The sequence below is a fragment of the Paenibacillus sp. FSL R10-2736 genome, assembly GCF_038000245.1.
Lineage (GTDB): Bacteria > Bacillota > Bacilli > Paenibacillales > Paenibacillaceae > Paenibacillus_AQ > Paenibacillus_AQ phytohabitans.
In genome coordinates this window covers 4,855,415-4,875,695 of sequence record NZ_JBBOBN010000001.1, presented here as the reverse complement: position 1 = coordinate 4,875,695, position 20,281 = coordinate 4,855,415, and the positions used below count along the sequence as shown (strand labels likewise).

The following is a 20,281-nucleotide window of genomic DNA, read 5'->3' as shown; positions in this document are numbered from 1 at the left end:
CAGGGACATTTAGGTCCTTGGCTGCCGCTGTTTGCTGTATCAAAGGGCTGTTTTAGTCCATACTGATCAAGTCGCGGAATACGCCGGGAAAAGAATCAGGGACCGCAATCGCGCCGACAGTCTTCTCATAGAAAGGCACTGCGTCCACGACCCAGCCGATGATGGCGTAGCCATAGCCGTTCCGGTGCATCGCGGACAGGCATTCCAGCAGCAAGGCCTTTCCGATGCCGAGGCCCCGGTAATCCTCCAGCACGCCGGTCGGGCCGAAGAAGTTCTTCACAACAACATCGTGACAGGCAAAGCCGATCACTTCGCCCTGCTTCACAGCAATGTAGCAGTGGACAGGCAGATGCGCGAAGGCCGTCTCGCATTCATTCCGCCAGCTATTCGTGAAATGGCGGCCGACAAAGTCCACGATGGCCTGCTTATCCCCGGTCATCGCCCGTTTAATGGAAATTCCTTCGCCCCGCAGACGTTCCAGCAGTGCACTATTATCCGGCAGATCATATAACTTCACAAGCATATCAGGCATCAGCTATCCCCCGCTTTCTGTTCAATCATCTCAAGATCTGTAATCATCCCGCGCAGGTCCGCTTCGAATAATTCCGGCCGGTAGAACCGGGAGCGGATGAACAGCTCCGCCATTTGCGGTGGAAGCAGCTCTGCAAGCACGCTCTGCATCCGCTGCTTGGCTCTGAATAGATCGCCGTATCCGCTTCTGTACTTATCCCGGAGGAAGGTAATGACTTCCTCACTGCCTGGCGACATTGCTCCGCGAAAGAGGAACGTATGCAGCGGAGAGCGGCGCTGCGCCGGGATCTCATACTGAATCATTGCATCAATCAGCTCGGCAGTGAGGCGGTTCTTCCTCACTGCCGGAAGCAGCTGCGGAATCAGGGCATAATAGTCGGTTACCGCATAATCTGCCCATTCTTCTCCACTCAGCAGGGCCGTATCAAGCCCGTGGAACTGGTGCAGGAAACGGGCCAGGAAGGATGAAATATCCGCCTTGGCATTCCAGCTCTGCTCTGCGGCAAAAAACGCCGGAAAACGAGAGGTCTCGAACAGGCCATAGGGACTGCCCAGCGAGAACGGGCATCCCCAGTTCGTATGAATGATCCCGTCCAGCTGCTCCGATTGCGCCAGCTGAATCCAGTCTAGCACATTCTTGATCCGGTTATGAATGACCGGATAATTCTGGTCGCCGTTATCATCCCAGCAGCGTACAGAGGAGGCGCCGATGGTCTCAATGCCGGCGTCGCGCAGCTTGTGGAGAATGAGCCGGGCATCCGCCTTCATCCGGTGCCCGCCGTAGATCCAGACCACCACTACGACACGCTTGTCGAGTGCGGCGATCTCGTCCAGGGTGGCGTGCATGATCATGTCATGCCAGATCATCGGTGTTTTGCCAAGGCTGATTGTCTTCTCAGCCAGCTGATTGACAAAGCGGATGAAGGAGGCTTCCGGGGTAAGCCCGGAATTCCGGCAGTCTTCACAGGTGCCGAGCGTCCAGACTTCATCACAGCCCAGATGGAGATAATCGCTGTGCGGATGAAGTGCAGCCACTTCCTCCAGAATGCCGGCCATCATCTCGAAGGAGCCTGCGCGGTGCGGGCATAATTCCGACACTGTCTCCGGGACCTCACGCAGTCCGATATAGACTGGATGCTTCAGAATATATTCCAGATGTCCGAAGGACTGCTGCTTCGGGATTACCGTAACGAAATGGTCATGCGCCATCTGCAGCAGCACCCGGTGCTCTTCCTCGGTGAAGGCCAGCCCGGGATGGCGGAGGAAGCTCAGCTTCCGGAACGGCAGCTTGTCCTCATATTCGATGATCAGTGTATTAATCTTATAGCGGGCCAGCTCCGCAATATACTCCAGCATATGCTCATAGGTCGGATAGACGGTGCGCAGATCGAGATAATCGCTGCGCAGCCGCAGATCCGCCCAGTCGGCCACCGTCAGTGCAGGTACGGCGCCTCCGCCGCTATCCAGCAGCTGCTCCAATGTTCTAATCCCGTAGAAAAGCCCGGAAGCGCTAAGTGCGTATAGTTCAACCCGGTCTGTATCTGTAATCAATACGTAACCGTCATGCTTGCCTTCTACCCGCCGGGCCATGCGGGGATTGAAGCGGGTTCCCTCCGAGACCAGCGCATATACTGCGCTGCCTCCAGGCTCCTGAACCTCTGTCACCCCCGCGAATATTCCCTGCGCTGCCGTCAATAACCGGACATCATTCCCGGGACTCCATAGCTGCACCGTCCAGCCGCGGATGCCGCTGACCGGTTCCGGTCCCCGGCTCTGCACCACCTGAGGCTGCGGAATCAATGGAATGTTCATAGCCAGCGGACCCGGCCCTTGAAGCGCTCAATGAAGCGGTTATTCCATTCATCCCCGCCGGGAGCGTTGCCGCTGCGCCAGACCGGCACCTCAATCTCTTTTTCCCCGAGACAGGCAGCCGTGGTCATCATCAGTGAATTCAGCAGGAAAGCGTTGGCGAAGGTTGAGGTCGAGCCCATCTTCGGTTCAATTCCCTCAATATGCAGTGCAGCGTCGCCCGGCTTGACCTTGCTGTCCAGAACATAATCGCATAGCTCATACAGGTTCTGCCCCGAAGGATGGCGGGCAATATGATTCTTGGGGGTAGCTTCGGCATGGCCGACAGAGGTAACGGCAATCGTTGTAACCCCCCGGCGCCGCGCCTCCAGGGCAGCATCGACACAGGCGGTGTTAATGCCGTAGGCATTGGCAAGGATCAGGATGTCACCTTCGCCCAGCCGGTTATCTTCTATAACAAGTGTTCCGTAGCCGGGAGTACGTTCAACGGCCATCGAGCGCAGTGCGCCATTCGAGATCATCGTGCCTTCATCTAATATAGCGCTGATATGCATCAGGCCGCCTGCGCGGAAGAAGACCTCGGTCGCATTCATGTTGGAATGCCCGCCCGGACCGTACAGATAGACCAGCTTATCCTCTGCAATATGATCCGCAAGCAGCTCCGCCACCTGCACCAGCTTCTCCCTCGGCTCACTCCGTATCTCATTCAGCAACTCCACAATGCTTTCCATATAAGCGGACATAATATCTGACTTTGCGTTCATTTACATTCCTCCTAAAAGTTTTGTAAGCATAGCCCCCTGAGTCTCTTCGCAAAACTAGCTTCGGAAGCATACGCTTTAAGTTTTGTAAGCATAAGCTTCCTGAGTCTCTTCGCAAAACTGGCTTCGGAAGCATACGCTTTAAGTTTTGTAAGCATAAGCTTCCGCTTGCCTAGAAGATAACAAAGCGGGCAGGCGGAGTAAATCAACTATTTTGCGCAAATCGGCACCGTTTTTGACTGATTTGGCCAGCAGCATGCCATGATGTGTGCAAATCGCTGATTGGGACAACGGCAGGTAAAAATTTTTCTGAACGGGTCAGGATCGTGACTTATGTAAAATTCTTTGCTTTTCTATAATGAGAGATAACATCACGCAAGAGGGGGGACAGAGCCTTGAAGACGTCAGTTGCCTTGCCACAGTCCCGGGAGAATCCGGTCATCCGCCGAAACAAACGGAAATGGAAAGAAATATGGATGGGTTATCTGTTCACCGGGCCCATGCTGCTCGGAGTAATTGTATTTACGCTGATCCCTATGATTTTCTCCTTCATACTCAGCTTCACCAAGTGGTCGTTCGTCACCGGGTTTGACAAGATCCGCTGGAACGGACTGGACAACTTCCGCCAGCTGTTTCAGGATGATGTGTTTCTGAAGTCGCTGGGCAATAATTTCATTATGCTGCTGGCGGTACCGGTGGGAATGGCTATAGCGCTGATCCTGGGGGTGATTATCACCAATCATGTCTACGCGCCGGGTGCGTTCAAGGTCATCTATTTCATGCCCCAGATTTCCAGTGTCGTCGCTGTCGCAGTAGTGTGGCAGGTTCTGTTCCATCCCTCCTACGGTCCGGTTAACGGTTTCCTGTCGGCACTCGGAGTGGACAACCCGCCCAAATGGCTGGCCGATCCTTCGTATGCGCTTCCATCGGTCATGCTGCTGATGATCTGGATAGACCTCGGGGTCTCGCTGATTATCTACATTGCCGGGATCAAGAATATTCCTGCCGATCTGTATGAAGCAGCGACAATCGACGGTGCTTCGAAGTTTGCCCAGTTCCGCTCCATTACTTTTCCGCTGCTGACGCCGACGACCTTTTTCCTGCTGGTGACCGGAATTATCGGCAATTTCAAATCCTTCGCGCTGGTCAAAGTGCTGACGGAGGGCGGTCCGGCCAACTCTACTTCAGTCGTCGTGTACGACATGTATCAGACCGCATTTGTGGATCTTCAGACGGGTTATGCTTCTTCTATGGTCATGGTTCTGTTCGTTATCGTACTCGCCATCACCGGCTTGCAGTGGCTGGGACAGCGCTATTGGGTCAATTACTAGAAAGGGAGGGACCCCTGTGAAATTAAAGAATCTGGACTGGGGAAAAGCGGTCATCACTCTACTAATGGCGCTGCTGGGCATCGTATTCCTGCTCCCTTTTATATGGATGCTGTCCGCTTCGCTTAAGCCTGAGGCTGATGTGTTCAAATATCCGATCGAATGGATTCCGCAAACCTGGAGAGCATCGTTCAACTACCACTCTGTGTGGTTTGGCAAAGCGAACTTTACCCTGTATTATTGGAACTCCATCAAAGTCACAGCACTCACGACACTCCTGTCCGTAGCCGTCTCCAGCATGGCCGCCTACGGCTTCACCAAAATCCGCTTCCCGGGCAGAAACGCATTATTTGTAGTGGTGCTGGCCACTTATATGATTCCTGCGGAAGCCACGCTGGTGCCGCTGTTCATCATGTTCCGCACTATCGGCCTGTACGACACCCATCTGGGCCTGATTCTGCTCGGCGGGTTCAGCGTACTGGGAACCTTCCTGCTCCGCCAGTTTTTCGCTTCACTCTCGAATGAATACATCGAATCCGGGCAGATCGACGGGGCGGGCCATGTCCGCATTTTCCTCTCCATCCTGTTTCCGCTGGTCCGGCCGGCGATTGCCACTTATGCCATTCTGCGGTTTATCTGGACCTGGAATGATTTTCAGACGCCGCTGGTCTTCCTAAACAGCAAGACGCTCTATACCCTTCAGCTTGGCATGAATGCCTTCGCTGACCGTAACGGCGCATTCTATTCCCTCATCATGGCGGCTTCCGTCTCTGCAATCGTACCGCTGCTCGTAGTGTTCATCCTCGGCCAGAAGCAGGTCATCGAAGGCATTTCCTTGGGGGGGGTGAAGGGGTGAAGGCTGGCAAGTTCCCGGAATTTGCATAACCGGAGGTGGGTGGAGCGGACGTGACTGTCAGTGAGTTGAACTTGAAAACTGACTAAAAGGATAAGTGACGGAGGGGGATTTTGGAACTGGAAGAGCGAATGCGTACGCCTGAAAGCTTTCCATAGGAAAGCTTGCTTCGGAAGCATCAGCAGTCACCGGATTTCTACCGCGAAGAGCGGTTTAAATCAAGAAATCTGGGGGCGGGCAGCGGCTGGAAGTCCAAATATTCACCGCAGTTACGATTAACCTATAGGAATATTTAAAGTTCAGCATACACATCGATAAGGAACAGCTGCCGGACAAGCTTCATAGGCAGGGAGAACTCACATTAGAAGGGGTGTTATTAATGAAAAAGAATGTATTCGCGTTGGTATGGATCACCGTGCTCCTTGTAGCCCTGGCGGGCTGCGGCAATTCGAACAACACTAATAACGCATCTCCCACTAATAGCAGCACTGCTGCACCGGATGCGGCGGAGAGTGCTGCACCTTCTGCAGAACCTGTCACGATCAAAGTCGCCAACTGGTCACCTGCGGCGGATATGGAGCCTATTCTGAAGGCGTACGAGGATTCCCATCCGGGAATTACACTGGAATACGTGGAGCTGGCTGACAACGGCGATTCCGTGGCCGGGATGAAGAAGCTGGATCTCCTCGTTGCTTCCGGCGAGAACCTGGACGTTGTGTTCATGCCGGGTGCAACCGACTACTCACAGCGTGCGGGACTCGGACTGCTGGCTTCGCTGAATGACCTGATCAGCAAGGAAGGCATCACGCTGGCGGATGAATATACGATTGATCCATCCGTAGACGGACAGGTGTATGCACTTCCCGATACACTGGAGAATTATTTCGTCCTGCTGAACAAGGACAAGCTGGATGCGGCTGGACTGGCTGTGCCTACGGAATGGAGCTGGGATGACTATCTTGACTATTCCGCCAAGCTGACCAGCGGTACCGGGCCGTCCAAGACCTTCGGCACTTATTTCCATACCTGGGCGATGTACTGGGAGCTGGCCATTATCAACCAGGAGAAGGACAACAATCTGGTCAATAACGGCATCGTAAATATTGACAGTGCGGGTATCCGCCAATCGCTGGAGCTGCGCAGCAAGGCAGAGGAATCCGGAGTGGCTGTACCGTATGCGGATACCATCTCCCAGAAGCTTGCTTACCGTTCTGAATTCTTCACCGGACATGCCGCGATGATTGTGACCGGCAACTGGATGATTGGAGAAGCGGGCGGATCGGAGGAATTCCCGGCTACATTCACCACTGCCTTTGCACCGATGCCTTCCAACAGCGCCGGACAGCCTTCCGGAGTCAGTATTGCCAACGGCAACTATGTGGGCATTCTGGAGAAATCGCAGCATCAGCAGGAAGCCTATGATTTCATCCGCTGGTATTCCACAGAGGGTGAGCAGATGCAGAATGTATATTCCGCCTGGAAGAAGCAGGATGTCGATCAATACATCGCCGGAGTGAAGGCCTCTGCTATGAGCCCGGACAAGATTGACGAAACCTCACTAGCCTATGTGATCAAGAATGCCAAGCCGGCTCCGCTAAGTGTGCCGCCGACCTATCAGGGCGAGCTGGAAACTGCTTTTACCAAAGAAACCGAGCTGTACATCCTGAAACAGCAGGATCTGGAAACTACGGTCAGCAAAGCGCAAGCTGAACTGCAAAAGATCGTGGATGCCAATAAGTAAATAAGCCGAACCGTCACATTTTGTCGAGATATTACTGGGAAATGAATTACTGGAGGCGGAAAGCTGATATGATAGAAGCAAAGAAAACGATCGTCTGATTGTGAAGGGGGGATTGCCATTGCTGCCAAAAGGATGGAAACTCGGTTTTCGCAACAAGCTGCTCGTCGCTTCCTTGCTCTGTCTGCTGCTTCCCGCCTCCATTACCCTGTATATTTCCAATTCCTATACCGAGCACATCCTCCGCTCCCAGGTGATTCAGAATGAACGCCGTTCGCTGGAACAGGAGAGCATGTATATCTCGAACCTTCTCAGCAATATGGTGCTGGTGTCGAATTACATTCAGTTCGATCCCGGGATTACGCTTATTCTCAAAGAAAATTGGCAGCGCAGTAAGCTGCATCAGCCGGATACAGCCAAGAATGTACTGGAATTCAAAGAGGTTACCGAAAAGCTCGAAAGCGTGACCTCCATGATGGAGAAAACATTTGTCACCGTGCTTACCTCAGACGGCCAATATTATTCGAATTATCCTTACGCCAAGCTGGATGTCGGCGCCCTGCTGCTCCAGCCCTGGATGGAAAAAGCCCGTCAGCAGCCTGTCTTCGATCTCTACTGGGCAGGTGTGCTCGATAACTATATTCCTACCGTTGCCCAGACCAGCCCGCAGGTGCTGACGATTGCCCGCAATCTGAAGCTGTCCTCCAATTCCACTTATGCGACGGTCATTATCAGTATCGCCGAGAGCCGGATCAGCCAGATCTTCAATGATAACCGTAAGGGCCAGGAGACACTGCTGATTGCACCTGACGGAACTGTACTGGCCTCCCTGGACAAGACGCGGCTTGGTCAGCTTTTTACACTTGCGGATGAACTGACGGGCACAGCGGATTCACGTTTCATGGACTACCGCAATGAGCAATATCTGCTCAGCAGCCTGGATATTCCCTATGGGAACTACCGGATCGTCAGCCTGTCGCCTTACCGCGAGGCGGTCAGCCAGATCAGTGCAACCCACCGCTGGAGTACAGCCGTGCAGATCGTGTCGGGAGCGTTCTTCCTGCTGATTCTGGTCCTGCTGGTCCGTCAGTTCACAAAGCCGGTAATCAGGCTGGACAGCGTGGCGGCCAGAGTAGAGCAGGGGGAGCTTGGCATCCGTTCCGGCGTGCGCGGGTATGACGAGATTGGGCGGCTTGGCAAGTCTTTTGACCATATGCTGGACCGGGTGGAGAAGATGATCGAGCAGATTAAGGTGGAGCAGGCGCAGAAGCGCAAGGCCGAGCTGGCGATGCTGCAATCGCAGATCAATCCGCATTTCCTGTTCAATATTCTTAATTCCATCCGCCTGCGCATTATGATGCGGGGGGATGAGGAGAATGCGGAGCTGCTGTTCTCGCTGTCCCGGCTGCTGCGGATGACCATTCAACAGCGTGATGAGTACACTTCTCTGCATGATGAGCTGCATATTGTCAGGAGTTATGTGGAGCTGCTGAATTTTCGCCAGGCCGATGAAGTTACGCTGGATACAGACTGCACCTCGGAGAGCCTTGGGGTAAAAATCCCGCGCTTCCTGCTGCAGCCGGTTATCGAGAATGCTTACATTCACGGCCTGCGCCAGGAGAGCGGACGCATTCTGATCCGTACCTGGACTCTGGACAGCCGTCTGTTCATAGCGATTGAAGATAACGGCCGGGGGATGGATGAGATTACCCTGAACCGGCTCCGGGCTGAGCTAGGCTCTGAGCTGCCGGAGCAGGAATCTATGCCGTCCAGCAGACTGGCCCATATTGGAATGTCGAACGTATACGAGCGCCTGTATCTGACTTATGGTTCAGCTTTCGAGGTTACCATTGACAGTATCCCCGGACAAGGGACAACCTTCCTGTTTGTGCTTCCTGAAGAAATTCCGGATCAAGGTTAGGAAAGGGAGAGTGAGAACGATGTATAGCGTGATGCTGGTGGATGATGATTATCCGGTGCTGGACTTTCTCTCGGCTGTAATTCCCTGGAACGAGCTTGGACTGACCCTTCATTCGGCCTGCAAAAATGGTCTGGTTGCCCTGGAGAAAGCGCAGGCCGGTATGCCTGATATTGTGATAACGGATATTGGCATGCCTTATATGGACGGCATTGAGCTGATCCGTGAGCTGAAGCTGATGAACGAAGATTTACGCGTTGTGGTGCTGTCATGTATGGATGATTTCACGTATGCGCAGCAGGCGGTAAAGCTGATGGTGAGCGATTACATTCTCAAGGAGATGATCAGCCGCGAGCTGATTACCGGTCTGCTGCAGGAGATTGGCGATGAGCTGCGGCGCAGGGATGCGGACAAAGCCCAGACGCTGAAATGGAAAAGCATGGCGGAGAATCAAAAGGTGCTGCTGAAGCAGAGTGTGCTGCGGCGGATTGCCTCCCGGGAGCTGCCGGATACCGAATGGCTTCCGGATGCCGCCGAGCTGGGGATTGTACCCGAGTTGACGGCGAATGTAGCCGTTCTATGCCGGGTCAGCGGCAGTACCGGGGAGCCGGTCCGGGATGATCTTGCGCTAATGGCACTGGTGGAATCTGCCGCCGAAGCAGTGCTTCAGGATGGAACGGCCGCCGTATGTCTGCCCTACAGCGGGCGGGACTGCGTGCTGGTCTTCACCGGAGGGATGGGCAATGGCGCAAGTGCCGGCCATATCTCCATGCTCGGCAAGCTGCGTTCTGCGGTTCAGAGCATGCCGGGGGTAGGGGCATCCTTTCAATATCTGTGTATTCCGCCTGGCAGCGGGCATTTCCGTGAAGGGATCATAACGCTGCTTACTCAGGGGCGGGAGAATGCCTTCTATCTGAAGCCGGGCGAGCTGACCGGGCTGAAGGAGCTCCAGCCGTTCACCGCTGAGGATCTGTTTCTGCATTACACCGAAGCCTCCCGGGAGATCCGTGATGCGTTCCTGGAGGAATCGGCCGGGCGGCTGGAGGAGCTGCTGTCCAAATGGATGGATTATATCCGTGTGAAGCGCTTTGCTCCGCGCCAGGTCAAGGAATGGGTGCTCAAGCTGCTCTATGATAACCAGATGCGGCTGATGGCCCGTCAACAGTTCCAGTCAACCTTTTCCCTGGAGATGCTGCATGACACTATCACTGCCATTGAGCATATTGACAGCCTGGAAGAGTGGTCCCTGCAATTCTTCTATGAACGTCTGCCGGTGATCCGGGAGATGTACCAGGAGACACGGCGGGATGAGATCAAGAAGGTGAAGCAGTATGTGGACAGGCATCTGAACCGTAAAATTACGCTGGAGGAGGTAGCCGAATACACTCATCTGAATTCGAGCTATTTCAGCCGCCTGTTCAAAAAAGAAACCGGGATGAGCTTCATTCACTATGTCACCCACACCAAGATGGAGCATGCCAAAGAGCTGCTGGACCAGTCTCCGCAAAGTGTGGAGCAGGTCGCCGAGCAGCTGGGCTACGAGAACAAAAGCTATTTCACCAAGCTGTTCAAGCTGCATACAGGCTTCACTCCGGGTGAATTCCGGGGTGAGGAAGGAACAAGGAACGGACAACCACAAGGCACAGGGAGGAACTACTCATGCTGAAAGTGACACCAATCCATACCGAAATGGCAGGTTCCATGCTTGTCCGTGTGTTTGAGAACCGGCAGCTGCTGGGATCTGCGGCAGGGCGTGAAGCAGCCGCGGCGATCCGGGCGCTGCTGGCGTCCAAGACCTTCGTAAGAATTATTTTCGCCGCCGCCCCTTCCCAGAATGAATTCCTTGCCGAGCTTGCCGCAGCCAAGGATCTGGACTGGAGCCGGATTACGGCCTTCCATATGGACGAATATCTCGGACTCCCGGAAGGCTCGCCGCAGAGCTTCGGCAGCTTCCTCCGGGAAGCGCTGTTCGACAAGGTGAAGCCGGGCAGGGTTCATTATATCAATCCTGCCGCAGAGCTTGAGGCTGAATGTGAGCGTTATGGCAGGCTGCTGGCGGAGGCTCCCATCGATATTGTCTGCCTCGGCATTGGCGAGAATGGCCATCTGGCCTTCAATGACCCTCCGGTTGCGGATTTCCATGATCCCCGGCTGGTCAAAGCGGTGACCCTCGATGCCGCCTGCCGCACCCAGCAGGTGAATGACGGATGCTTCGCCAGTCTGGAGGAGGTCCCGCAGCAGGCACTGACCCTGACGATTCCTGTACTGCTCTCTGCCAAGTGGCTGTTCTGCATGGTCCCGGGTCCGACGAAGCGCGGAGCAGTTACCCGCACGCTGCATGAATCTGTCTCCACGGCCTGTCCGTCCACAATCCTGCGCAGCCACGGGGATTGCCGGCTGTTTGTGGACACGGATTCCTTCGGAGCGGTTGTGCGATGATTGTGGATGCGCTGCATTACCGTACAGGCGAACCGGTCCGTATCCATCTGGAGGGCAGCATTATTTCTGCCATTGAACCGTTGGATGGACCGCTGCTGCCGCCGGACGAACTACTGGAGCTACCGGTAGCTGCACCCGGCCTGGTCGACCTGCAGATCAACGGCTATGGGGGACATGACTTCAATCATCCGGTGCTGACCGCGGAGGCTGTCAAGGAAGCCATCCGCGCCTTGTGGACCGAAGGTATAACCACCTGCTATCCGACCGTGATCACCGGTGCTGCGTATACGATTCACGGCGCCATGCGGGCGATTGCCCGGGCCTGTGAAGAGGATGCTGCCGCCGCTGCCACGATTGGCGGCATCCATCTGGAGGGGCCATTTCTCTCGCCCGAAGACGGTCCGCGCGGAGCGCATAGTCTGGAGCATATCCGTCCGCCGAGTACGGCCTTGTTCGACCAGTGGCAGGAGGCGGCAGGCGGGCGGATCTCCATCGTGACGATGTCCCCGGAATGGGAAGGAAGTGCGGAGTTCATCCGCCACTGCGTGCGGCAGGGCGTGACGGTCTCCATCGGGCACACCTCGGCAAGCCCGGCGCAGATTTCGGAGGCGGCCGCTGCCGGAGCACGGCTGTCCACGCATCTCGGCAATGGGGCGCATGCCATACTGCCGCGTCATCCGAATTATCTGTGGGCCCAGCTCGCGGAAGAAGAGCTGTGGTGCACTCTAATCGCCGACGGCTTCCACCTCCCGGATGAGGTGCTGAAGGTGGCGATGAAGGTCAAGGGCAGCCGGGCACTGCTGATCAGCGATGCCGTTGCCCTCGCCGGCCTGCCGCCCGGCAGCTACGACACGCCGGTCGGCGGCCGCGTCGTGCTGACCCCGGAGGGCCGGCTGCATCTCGCCGGCCAGCCCGGGCTGCTGGCCGGTTCGGCGCAGATGCTGCTGCGCCACATTGCGCGCCTTAGCGCCGCGGGCCTGGCCGATCTGCCGGACGCCTGGGACATGGCGTCCGTGCACCCGGCAGGCTTCATGGCCCTGCCGGAGGCAGCGGGCCTGGCCGCCGGCGCGCCGGCGGATATTGCGCTGCTCCGCCGGGGCAGCGCGGGGCCGGCGCTGGCGGCGCTCTGCAAAGCCGGCGAATGGGTGTACCGCCGGGGCTGATGCCCGGCGGTAGCTATTCGCCGGGAGGGGCTGCGGGGTGCTGCGCCCGCACGCGCACCTGTACCCGCGATTGCAACTGCACCCGCACTAGCTAACGCCCCTGCCCCCGCATCCGCACTCGCACTAACTAACGCATCTGCTTCTGCCCCCGCATCCGCACTCGCACTAACTAACGCACCTGCCCCTGCCCCCGCACCTGCATCCGCACTAGCTAACGCACCTGCCCCCGCACCCGCATCCGCACTCGCACTAACTAACGCATCTGCAACTGCCCCCGCATCCGCACTAGCTAACGCAACTGCACCTACATCTGCCCCGCATCCGCACTAGCTAACACGCCTGCCCCTGCCCCCGCACTAGCTAACGCACCTGCCCCTGCACCTGCATCCGCACTAGCTAACACAACTGCACCTACATCTGCATCCGCACTAGCTAACGCACCTGCCCCCGCACCCGCACCCGCATCCGCACTCGCACTAACTAACGCATCTGCAACTGCCCCCGCATCCGCACTAGCTAACACACCTGCACCTACATCTGCCCCCGCGATCGCACCACCACCGCAACTTTTTGCCTGAGACAAGTTCATGCTATAATGGTGCGGAACACACTCCATGGATGCAGAGGTGATTAGAAAGTGGGATATAAGGCAGGCCAGCTTTTTGTTAATTTGCCGGTGAGTAATCTGCAGGATTCGATCAACTTTTTTACCGCGCTCGGATTTGAGTTCAACCCGCAATTCACGGATGAGAACGCAACATGTATGATCATTAATGACAACACGTTCGCCATGCTGCTGACCAAAGAATTTTTTAACACCTTCACTTCGAAATCGGTTGTGGATACTGCCGGACACACGGAGGTCATTCTCGCCTTCTCCGCAGCAAGCAGGGCAGAGGTGGACGAGCTGGTGCATAAGGCACTTGGGGCCGGCGGGAAACCGTTCAATGATCCGGTAGACCATGGGTTTATGTACAATTGGAGCTTTCAGGATATCGACGGACATCTGTGGGAAGTCATGTATATGGATGAGAACGCGCAATAGCATAGTGTGGATATAGGTGTGCATGAGGACAGGCTTCCGCTACGGGGGCTTGTTTTTTGTTTAATTCTAAAGGAATATGGTGAGAGTTCTCCTAGGCCTAGCCGGGTTTGCAGTGACACGATTACGGTACGCGGTACGCTTAATTGCACTTTGTACAACTAAATCGTCGGATTTCCAACCAGTTATCTGTTTAGTTGTATTTCGTACAATTAAAATGCCCAATATAGATGGTTTACGCCGCTTCGGGCAGATATAGTTGTACAGAATACAGTTATAAGAGGCGAGCCTGCCTTTTCGCGGTTTTTAGTTGTACAATGTACAACTATCCTTTAAGTTTCCGGTTGAAGCTGAAACCGAATACATAGATTCTGCATGAAATAATGAACTCACTTCATTAGTTCTGAGATTGTACCAAGCCGGGCATTGTAGAATGGAGGAGGCGTACCTGAAAGACAGATTACTGGTGGTGTTCTGGAGCGAATTGCCTTGGCGTGGCAGGACCGTTAGCTCAGCAGATGGCGATCAGCAGGGGAATGCGGACTGAGAAGACGCTATTTTGCCCAAATAGCGGACTCTCAGTCCTATTCACGATCGTATACGCTCGTGAAGCTATTCATTCCCCGCCAAGCCCCGCCGAGTCCTGCCGAGTCCTGCCAAGTCCCGCCCAGCTCCCGCCGAGTCCCGCCAAGCCCCGCCGAGTCCTGCCAAGTCCCGCCCAGCTCCCGCCAAGTCCCGCCCAGCTCCCGCCGAGTCCTGCCAAGTCCCCGCCGTGTCCCGCCCAGCCTCGCCGTGTCCCGCCCAGCCTCGCCGTGTCCCGCCCAGCTCCTGCCGAGTCCCGCCCAGCCCACGCCGAGTCCCGGCCCAGCCCAGCCCCACCGAGTCTCGCCCAGTCCCCGCGAGTCCCCATCAGCCCCCATCAGCCCCCTAAGTCACTCTCCCGCCAACTTCTCCGAATACAATTAGTAAAGCAGGACTTCACCTAGTACTCTAGCAGGCGCCCGTTATCATGCCATTGGCCGTACATTGTATTGGCTCTGGTGTTTGCGATGAATTTCTCCAGTCTGCGCTGAAATACTTCAGGCTGATGGATATAGCTTTGTATGGTATCGATCCGCACCCGCCGGTAGAGCGCCGGAAAGGCCATGAAGTTCTCATACACCTGCGTATCCTCTTTCAGCTTCTCTTCGATAACCTTGTCTATTCTAAAAGAACGGATATCCATATCAGGAAGGACCCGCCGTCCTTCATCACGCATCAAGCCCAGCTTCTCCAGGCGGCGGACACGCTCTTTATTAAGCTCAGTCCATGAACTCCGTCTGCTGCGGGGAGACAATCTCTGCACCAGCTTCGCTTCAGCGTTCATCTTCTTCACTCCATCGATCCAGCCGAAGCATAAAGCTTCTTCAACGGCGTCCAGGTACAGCAGCGTACCCGGGACTGGCTTCATAGTGGCTTCGACCCAGCAAAAGGGTTCAGCCGTACTATTCATAAGCAGCCAGTTCCGCAACTCTTCCCTTGATGTAGCCGCAATGAGATTTTCAGCACTCATAGTTCTGTACATTCCCTTCTGACAACTATATAGCCCGAACAGGAACCTGCACGGACGATTTACATGAATGGCAGTTTGTATGGCGGGAAGACTCCCGCTCAAGTGCTAACTGTAGTTTCTCCTAGGCCGGTTTGTACAGTTATAACGAGCTGTCCCTGCAAGATATTCAACTATCCGCTAAGCGTAACCCGCTTGAGAACGGTAGAGCTAGCTCATCATTGATTGCACTTTCTGCAACAGATTCTGCGTTATCCTGCGCTAAAACCAATTCTGATGTATTTCATACAATTGATTTCCAGCTATCTGCCCAAATTCACCTATTCCAGAGCGATCTGTTGTACGAACCTGGCCCTCACAAGAAGACCAGGCAGCATAGCTTAAAGGTGAATCAGTGGTGGAGAACCGGCCCTGACCGAAAATTGTTGCCCAAAAGGCATCAATTGTCCTTCACCAAGCGGCTAAACGGGGAAATTGTTGTATCGCGTACAAGAATCCTTACGGGTACCCCAGTAACTATGAATTAATGTTGCAAAACGTACAACAACATCGACTTTTCAACTCATCGTTACAAGAATTATACTGACAATCAGCCCGGACAGGAAAAAATAGCTCCCGCTAACCAGTCCATAGACCAGCGGCCGGGGAATGTTGGGGTTAATCCCGGTATTCACGGTTGTGGCCGCCAATAGTCCTGCTCCGACAATCCCGCCAAAGATGAGAGCATCGGCAAAGGTTTCGATCTCGAACGCATAGAACAGTACCGCCATCGCCACTGTTGTTACCAGTCCGCATACCAGGGGACCCAAGATGAACCGGAGCGCCGGTTTTTCTTTGGAAATAGAAGGATTCATATGTTGCTTCGTATGATTAACATTCCTTCCATTTCCCGCTGAACCGATACCGTCCTCCTTAAGGACGGCAACGCCGTTTTCATTTGGCGAATGCTCTTTTCCCAGAGCGTAGGCATACGCCTTGCCCCAGACCACAGTGAACCATAGGCCTCCCACCAAAGACAACGCCAGCGCCCCGAGCACAACAGCCAACCAATTGATCTCCTGAATTACATTAAACATAATGTCCTCCTCGTGTGTTTAAGTCTGCTTACATCATAAAAAAAGAAGTTTGACAACAGCGTGTCATACTTCTTCATAAGGTTTGAGTGCGTTTTGGAGCTGCTCTCGGATGATGGCGCGCAGGGGGATGGGTTCGAGGACCTCGGCACCGCTGCCGAAACTGAGCAGAATGGCCCATAACCAGCGTGCGCTGAGCGGCTGATATACCGGAATGCGCATCGTCATACTTCCGTCTTCGTGAAACTGCTTGTCCATCTGCTGAAACTGATCCAGCGCGTCGGCCAACGCTTCCGGCTTTACCCGGATAACTACATCCTCCAGCTGGTTCTGACGTGTGTGCTCTGAGGAAGCTGCCTCTTCCGGCACCTCCGGGTGCGGTCCGAAAGTATCCCCGGTCAGCATCAAATTCATCAGCCGGGACAGGCGGAACTCGCGGTAAGCCTGACGGGTGCGGCAATATCCGTAAATGTACCAGTTCCGGTATTTGAAATGAAGCCGCAGCGGCTCGATGTCACGGGCCGTTCGTTCATTCATGGTGTCGATATAATCGAAGCGGATCACTATGCGCCCGGTGATGGCAGTCCGTATATGACGCAGCGCATCGGGCTCCGTCCGCAGGGTGTCGAGGTCTACGGACAGGCTCTGCGTCAGATGCTCCGGTCCGATGGTCTGCAGCCGCTCAATAGTCCCCTGCGCACGCCCGTCTTCAAACACAGTAGAAAGGCTGCGGAGCACGGTAATCAAGGCGTTGACATCATAAGTGCCGAGCAGGCTTTTATCCATTTTGTAGCCGTCCATCATACCATATCCGCCTTTCATCCCCTGATACGATACGACCGGGAAGCCCGCTGCACAGATTATATCGATATCCCGGTAGATGGTCCGCTGCGATACCTGGAACTCTTCAGCCAGTATGGCCGCAGACAACACCTCGTGATTCAAAAGCTTATAGATTATAGAGATCAGCCGTTCCAGTTTCATAGGTATACATCCCCGTCCATTGGTTCTATTTCCTTAAATATTGACGTTTTGTTAACAGTTTCGCAACATATTCTTTACGCTCAGCATACACAACTTAAGAGAACAGTTAATATCCGGCTTCTACAATGAGGATATTAGCAGAATATACCTATTGTAAAGACAAGCTAGATATGAAGGGATGATACTTTTGAAGGGGAACCTGCTGCACTTTTCGATGAAATGGAAGCTAATCTTCAGTTTCTCGGCAATTACGCTCATTTTTCTGGGCGTGGCTCTGTACCAAGGACATAAAATTAACCAGGTAGAGCTATCTATGGAACAGCAGAAGAGCGAAATGGAGAAAAGAATTACAGTCTCAACCATCACCCAGCTGCTGCAGGAGCTGAACCGTGCGGAGACTACCTTCGCTGAATCTAGTGATTTGGAGCTGGCGGAGCCATTACAGGAGAAACAGCAGCAGATGTTGGCTGAACTTGCCAAGGTGGAATTTGAGCAGGACACACCAGCATTCACTATGCTTGGACTTCTGGGCACTCAGGCCGCAGAATATGGGGAATTCATTACGGAACTGCTCGGAGCAATGTCGGATGAAACACTTGATCCACTAACTGTATTGGAACAGATTGATGATATACATACGAAGGCACTTGCGCTGAATCAATCCATGCTTGAGACAAATGGTAAGCTGTATACGGCAGCCGCCGACAATGCAGAGCAGGCGCAGGGGGTTTCTTTTAAACTGCTGGATGATACGGTCTCAATCGTGGCCTATGCTGCAGGCGGAGTGTTCCTGTTCATGCTGGTGCTGGCCTGGCTGCTGATCCGCTCATTCCTGTCGCCGGTCGGCAGGCTGCAGGCTGCACTCAGGCAGATTGCCGACGGGGATCTGCGGCAGCAGATCAACTCCCCGTATAATGATGAGCTGGGCCGGCTGAGCCATCACTTCGATCATATGGTGGGCAGAGTTCAGGGCATGCTGCGGCAGACCTTGTCTGCTGCGGGTTCACTGGCTGACTATTCGCATTCTTTTCAGCAGTCATCAGCGATTACCGCGCATACGAACCGCGATATTGTCCGGACGATCCAGGAGATTTCGCTGGGTGCCGACCAGCAGGCTGTTCAGTCTGAGCAGAGTACGCTGCTGCTGGAGGAGCTGGCCCGCGGGGTTCAGGATATTACCGAGTATACAGATGTGATGCTGGCGACCAGTGAAACGGCTAACCGGAATACGCAGCAGGGTTCAGATACCGTTACTGCCCTGCGCCAGATTTCACAGCGTTCCCGGGAGTCGATCAGCAAGGTTTATGTGGCGCTGGAGCAATTGGTGAACCAGTCCAAGGATATTTCACGCATCACCAATTCAATCACGGAGATTTCGAAGCAGACGAATATTCTCTCGCTCAATGCTGCGATTGAGGCAGCGCGGGCCGGGGCATCGGGAAAAGGCTTCGCCGTTATTGCCGATGAAGTCAGACATTTATCCGTGCAAACGAATGATTCCTCCGTGCATATCAGCCGGATTATCCAGGAGCTTCAGGCCGGCATGGCCGATTTCCAGGGATATATGATGGAGACCAGAGAAAGTCTGGAGCAGCAGGATCATCAGGTGGCGGAGACACTGGCATCCTTCGGGGCGATCGATGAATCCATTGCGGGCATCAGCACACAAATCGGGCAGATTCACCAGAAGGTGGAACAGACGCGTACGATCAATTCACGCCTTGCCGAATCTGTGCATTCCGTAGCCTCCGTGGCGGAGCAGACAGCGGCCGGGGTACAGGAAGTGAATGCCTCCAGCACCCAGCAGGATCAGGCGATCAGCGACATTGCACGGCAGGCGGAGGAGATTCATGAAATCTCGCAGCGGCTGTTCCGGGAGATCAATGTGTTCAAAATTGCGGACGGGCCTGAAGTACGAGTGGACGAAGAAACAGCGGCAAAGGCTGGAGCGAAGATAGAAGCGACAGAAGTTGCGAGGAAGAATACGAATACGAAAGAAGTGGAGGAGATGGCAGAGAAAACTGAGAAGAAGACATCGGACCAGACATCGGAGAAGCCGGAACCAAAGTCAGAAGCCCGAACAATTGCGGAGCCTGAAAAAAAGACCGGAGCCGGAATTCACCGGCCTCAGTCTGGAGTATTACGGGTGATGGAGGAATCCGCATCCGCAGACGGGCGGAGTGAATCGGAGGCTGATTTACTGGTGCTGGCGAAGTGAATGATTCAGCGATGTGACCAGCTCCGGGAACCAACCGGATAATGACAGGAAGCTGAAGCCCGCGGAGCGGGCTTTTGCCGTATCCATGACCCATGATTCTTCGATGCCAAAGGGAGAGCTGTCCGAATCTGCGGTTTCCCGCCGTACCACGGCAGGTTTACCTGTTGCCGCTTCAACAATGGAGATAACTCCGCCGATGGTCAGTGTACCGTCCGAGCAGGCATTCACCGGACCCGTCAACGTGGAACTGCCCAGCCAGTGCAGGAAATCAGCGGCTTCATCGGAACGGATGAACGAGATCTCCGCCTGCGGATTCGGGATGCCGATCGGCTGCCCTGCCTGTACATGCTCTATATGAAAATGCAGCCTGCGCGTATAGTCATCCGTGCCCAGCACAATTGGAAACCGCACCGCGGCCACCGGGAAGTCCGCCGTCTGCAGCAGAACGGTCTCGGCCAGTCTTTTGCCTTCCTGGTAACTGAAATCGGCCTTCCCGCCCAGCTTCAGCGGATAATGTGCAGGATCGAAATCCGCTTCAGTCAAGATATCCGGCTGCGGATTATAGACAGACAGGCTTGAAGTCAGAATATACCGCTTCGTCCGGCCGGCAAATATCCGCACCGCAGCCGCAGCCTCATCCGGTGAGAAACAAATATTATCGTAGACGATATCCCAGTCTATATTTCTTACAGCACGCTCCAGCGCAGCTTCATCGGTGCGGTCCACGGCCAGCCGGGTTACACGGTCACCGAAATCATCCTCTGTTACACCACGGGTCAGAATGGTTACCTGGCTGTCCCCGTCCCGGAGCAGCAGCTCCACCAGTCTTTTACCAAAAAACCGCGTTCCTCCGAGTACAAGTACCTTCTTCATTT

General features: G+C 54.7%; 17 protein-coding genes. 9 read left to right on the top strand and 8 right to left on the bottom strand.

The genetic code is table 11. The features are described from left to right. Positions 1–52 precede the first annotated feature (52 nt). From NSQ73_RS21050 to NSQ73_RS21040, 3 genes are read right to left on the bottom strand one after another with little or no spacing between them, the layout of a single operon-like run. The gene (locus NSQ73_RS21050) at positions 53–532 is read right to left on the bottom strand and encodes a GNAT family N-acetyltransferase (protein ID WP_340988028.1); all 480 of its coding nucleotides are present in this window, start codon (positions 530–532) and stop codon (positions 53–55) included. After that, a complete protein-coding gene (locus tag NSQ73_RS21045) occupies positions 532–2,343 on the bottom strand; it encodes a family 20 glycosylhydrolase (RefSeq protein ID WP_340988026.1) in 1,812 nt (603 codons plus the stop codon). Before NSQ73_RS21045 ends, NSQ73_RS21050 begins: the two co-directional genes overlap by 1 nt. Then, positions 2,340–3,104 carry an SIS domain-containing protein gene (locus NSQ73_RS21040; protein ID WP_340988024.1) on the bottom strand — a complete coding sequence of 255 codons (765 nt, stop codon included), beginning with the start codon at positions 3,102–3,104 and terminating at the stop codon, positions 2,340–2,342. The genes NSQ73_RS21045 and NSQ73_RS21040 overlap by 4 nt, the downstream gene beginning before the upstream one ends. A gap of 473 nt (positions 3,105–3,577) precedes the next feature. On the opposite strand from NSQ73_RS21040, the gene NSQ73_RS21035 reads away from it, so the two are divergent. From NSQ73_RS21035 to NSQ73_RS21005, 7 genes are all read left to right on the top strand, one after another. Next, positions 3,578–4,432: a carbohydrate ABC transporter permease gene (locus NSQ73_RS21035; RefSeq protein WP_171718678.1), complete on the top strand. Its 855-nt coding sequence runs from the start codon at positions 3,578–3,580 to the stop codon at positions 4,430–4,432. A 64-nt stretch (positions 4,433–4,496) separates the two neighbouring features. Then, positions 4,497–5,285 carry a carbohydrate ABC transporter permease gene (locus NSQ73_RS21030; protein WP_340989346.1) on the top strand — a complete coding sequence of 263 codons (789 nt, stop codon included), beginning with the start codon at positions 4,497–4,499 and terminating at the stop codon, positions 5,283–5,285. A 376-nt stretch (positions 5,286–5,661) separates the two neighbouring features. Further along, the gene (locus tag NSQ73_RS21025) at positions 5,662–7,023 is read left to right on the top strand and encodes an ABC transporter substrate-binding protein (RefSeq protein WP_340988022.1); all 1,362 of its coding nucleotides are present in this window, start codon (positions 5,662–5,664) and stop codon (positions 7,021–7,023) included. Positions 7,024–7,141: 118 nt separating this feature from the next. Further along, a complete protein-coding gene (locus NSQ73_RS21020) occupies positions 7,142–8,941 on the top strand; it encodes a sensor histidine kinase (protein WP_340988021.1) in 1,800 nt (599 codons plus the stop codon). Between the two features lie 19 nt (positions 8,942–8,960). Next, complete coding sequence (locus NSQ73_RS21015) at positions 8,961–10,604, top strand: response regulator transcription factor (protein WP_340988020.1); 1,644 nt, start codon at positions 8,961–8,963, stop codon at positions 10,602–10,604. Next, on the top strand, positions 10,598–11,377 hold the full coding sequence (locus NSQ73_RS21010) for a glucosamine-6-phosphate deaminase (protein ID WP_081969917.1): 780 nt from the start codon (positions 10,598–10,600) through the stop codon (positions 11,375–11,377). Before NSQ73_RS21015 ends, NSQ73_RS21010 begins: the two co-directional genes overlap by 7 nt. Beyond that, positions 11,374–12,540, top strand: a complete 1,167-nt coding sequence (locus tag NSQ73_RS21005) for an N-acetylglucosamine-6-phosphate deacetylase (RefSeq protein WP_340988018.1) — start codon at positions 11,374–11,376, stop codon at positions 12,538–12,540. The genes NSQ73_RS21010 and NSQ73_RS21005 overlap by 4 nt, the downstream gene beginning before the upstream one ends. Before the next feature lie 304 nt (positions 12,541–12,844). On the opposite strand, the gene NSQ73_RS21000 is transcribed toward NSQ73_RS21005, so the two are convergent. Continuing rightward, positions 12,845–13,063, bottom strand: coding sequence for a hypothetical protein (locus tag NSQ73_RS21000; RefSeq protein ID WP_340988017.1), 219 nt, complete (start codon positions 13,061–13,063; stop codon positions 12,845–12,847). Between the two features lie 114 nt (positions 13,064–13,177). Between NSQ73_RS21000 and NSQ73_RS20995 the strand changes: the two genes are divergently transcribed. Further along, a complete protein-coding gene (locus NSQ73_RS20995; RefSeq protein ID WP_340988015.1) occupies positions 13,178–13,585 on the top strand; it encodes a VOC family protein in 408 nt (135 codons plus the stop codon). Positions 13,586–14,564: 979 nt separating this feature from the next. Here NSQ73_RS20995 and NSQ73_RS20990 read toward each other — a convergent pair. From NSQ73_RS20990 to NSQ73_RS20980, 3 genes are all read right to left on the bottom strand, one after another. Then, positions 14,565–15,134: a YdeI/OmpD-associated family protein gene (locus NSQ73_RS20990; protein WP_340988013.1), complete on the bottom strand. Its 570-nt coding sequence runs from the start codon at positions 15,132–15,134 to the stop codon at positions 14,565–14,567. Positions 15,135–15,688: 554 nt separating this feature from the next. Continuing rightward, the gene (locus tag NSQ73_RS20985) at positions 15,689–16,207 is read right to left on the bottom strand and encodes a DUF1761 domain-containing protein (RefSeq protein ID WP_340988012.1); all 519 of its coding nucleotides are present in this window, start codon (positions 16,205–16,207) and stop codon (positions 15,689–15,691) included. Positions 16,208–16,270: 63 nt separating this feature from the next. Further along, entirely contained in the window at positions 16,271–17,188 is a 918-nt protein-coding gene (locus tag NSQ73_RS20980) for a helix-turn-helix transcriptional regulator (RefSeq protein ID WP_340988011.1), read from the bottom strand. 187 nt (positions 17,189–17,375) lie between these two features. Between NSQ73_RS20980 and NSQ73_RS20975 the strand changes: the two genes are divergently transcribed. Next, positions 17,376–19,406, top strand: coding sequence for a methyl-accepting chemotaxis protein (locus NSQ73_RS20975; RefSeq protein ID WP_340988010.1), 2,031 nt, complete (start codon positions 17,376–17,378; stop codon positions 19,404–19,406). Here NSQ73_RS20975 and NSQ73_RS20970 read toward each other — a convergent pair. Next, positions 19,386–20,279: an NAD-dependent epimerase/dehydratase family protein gene (locus tag NSQ73_RS20970; RefSeq protein ID WP_340988008.1), complete on the bottom strand. Its 894-nt coding sequence runs from the start codon at positions 20,277–20,279 to the stop codon at positions 19,386–19,388. The genes NSQ73_RS20975 and NSQ73_RS20970 overlap by 21 nt on opposite strands. Positions 20,280–20,281 lie beyond the last annotated feature (2 nt).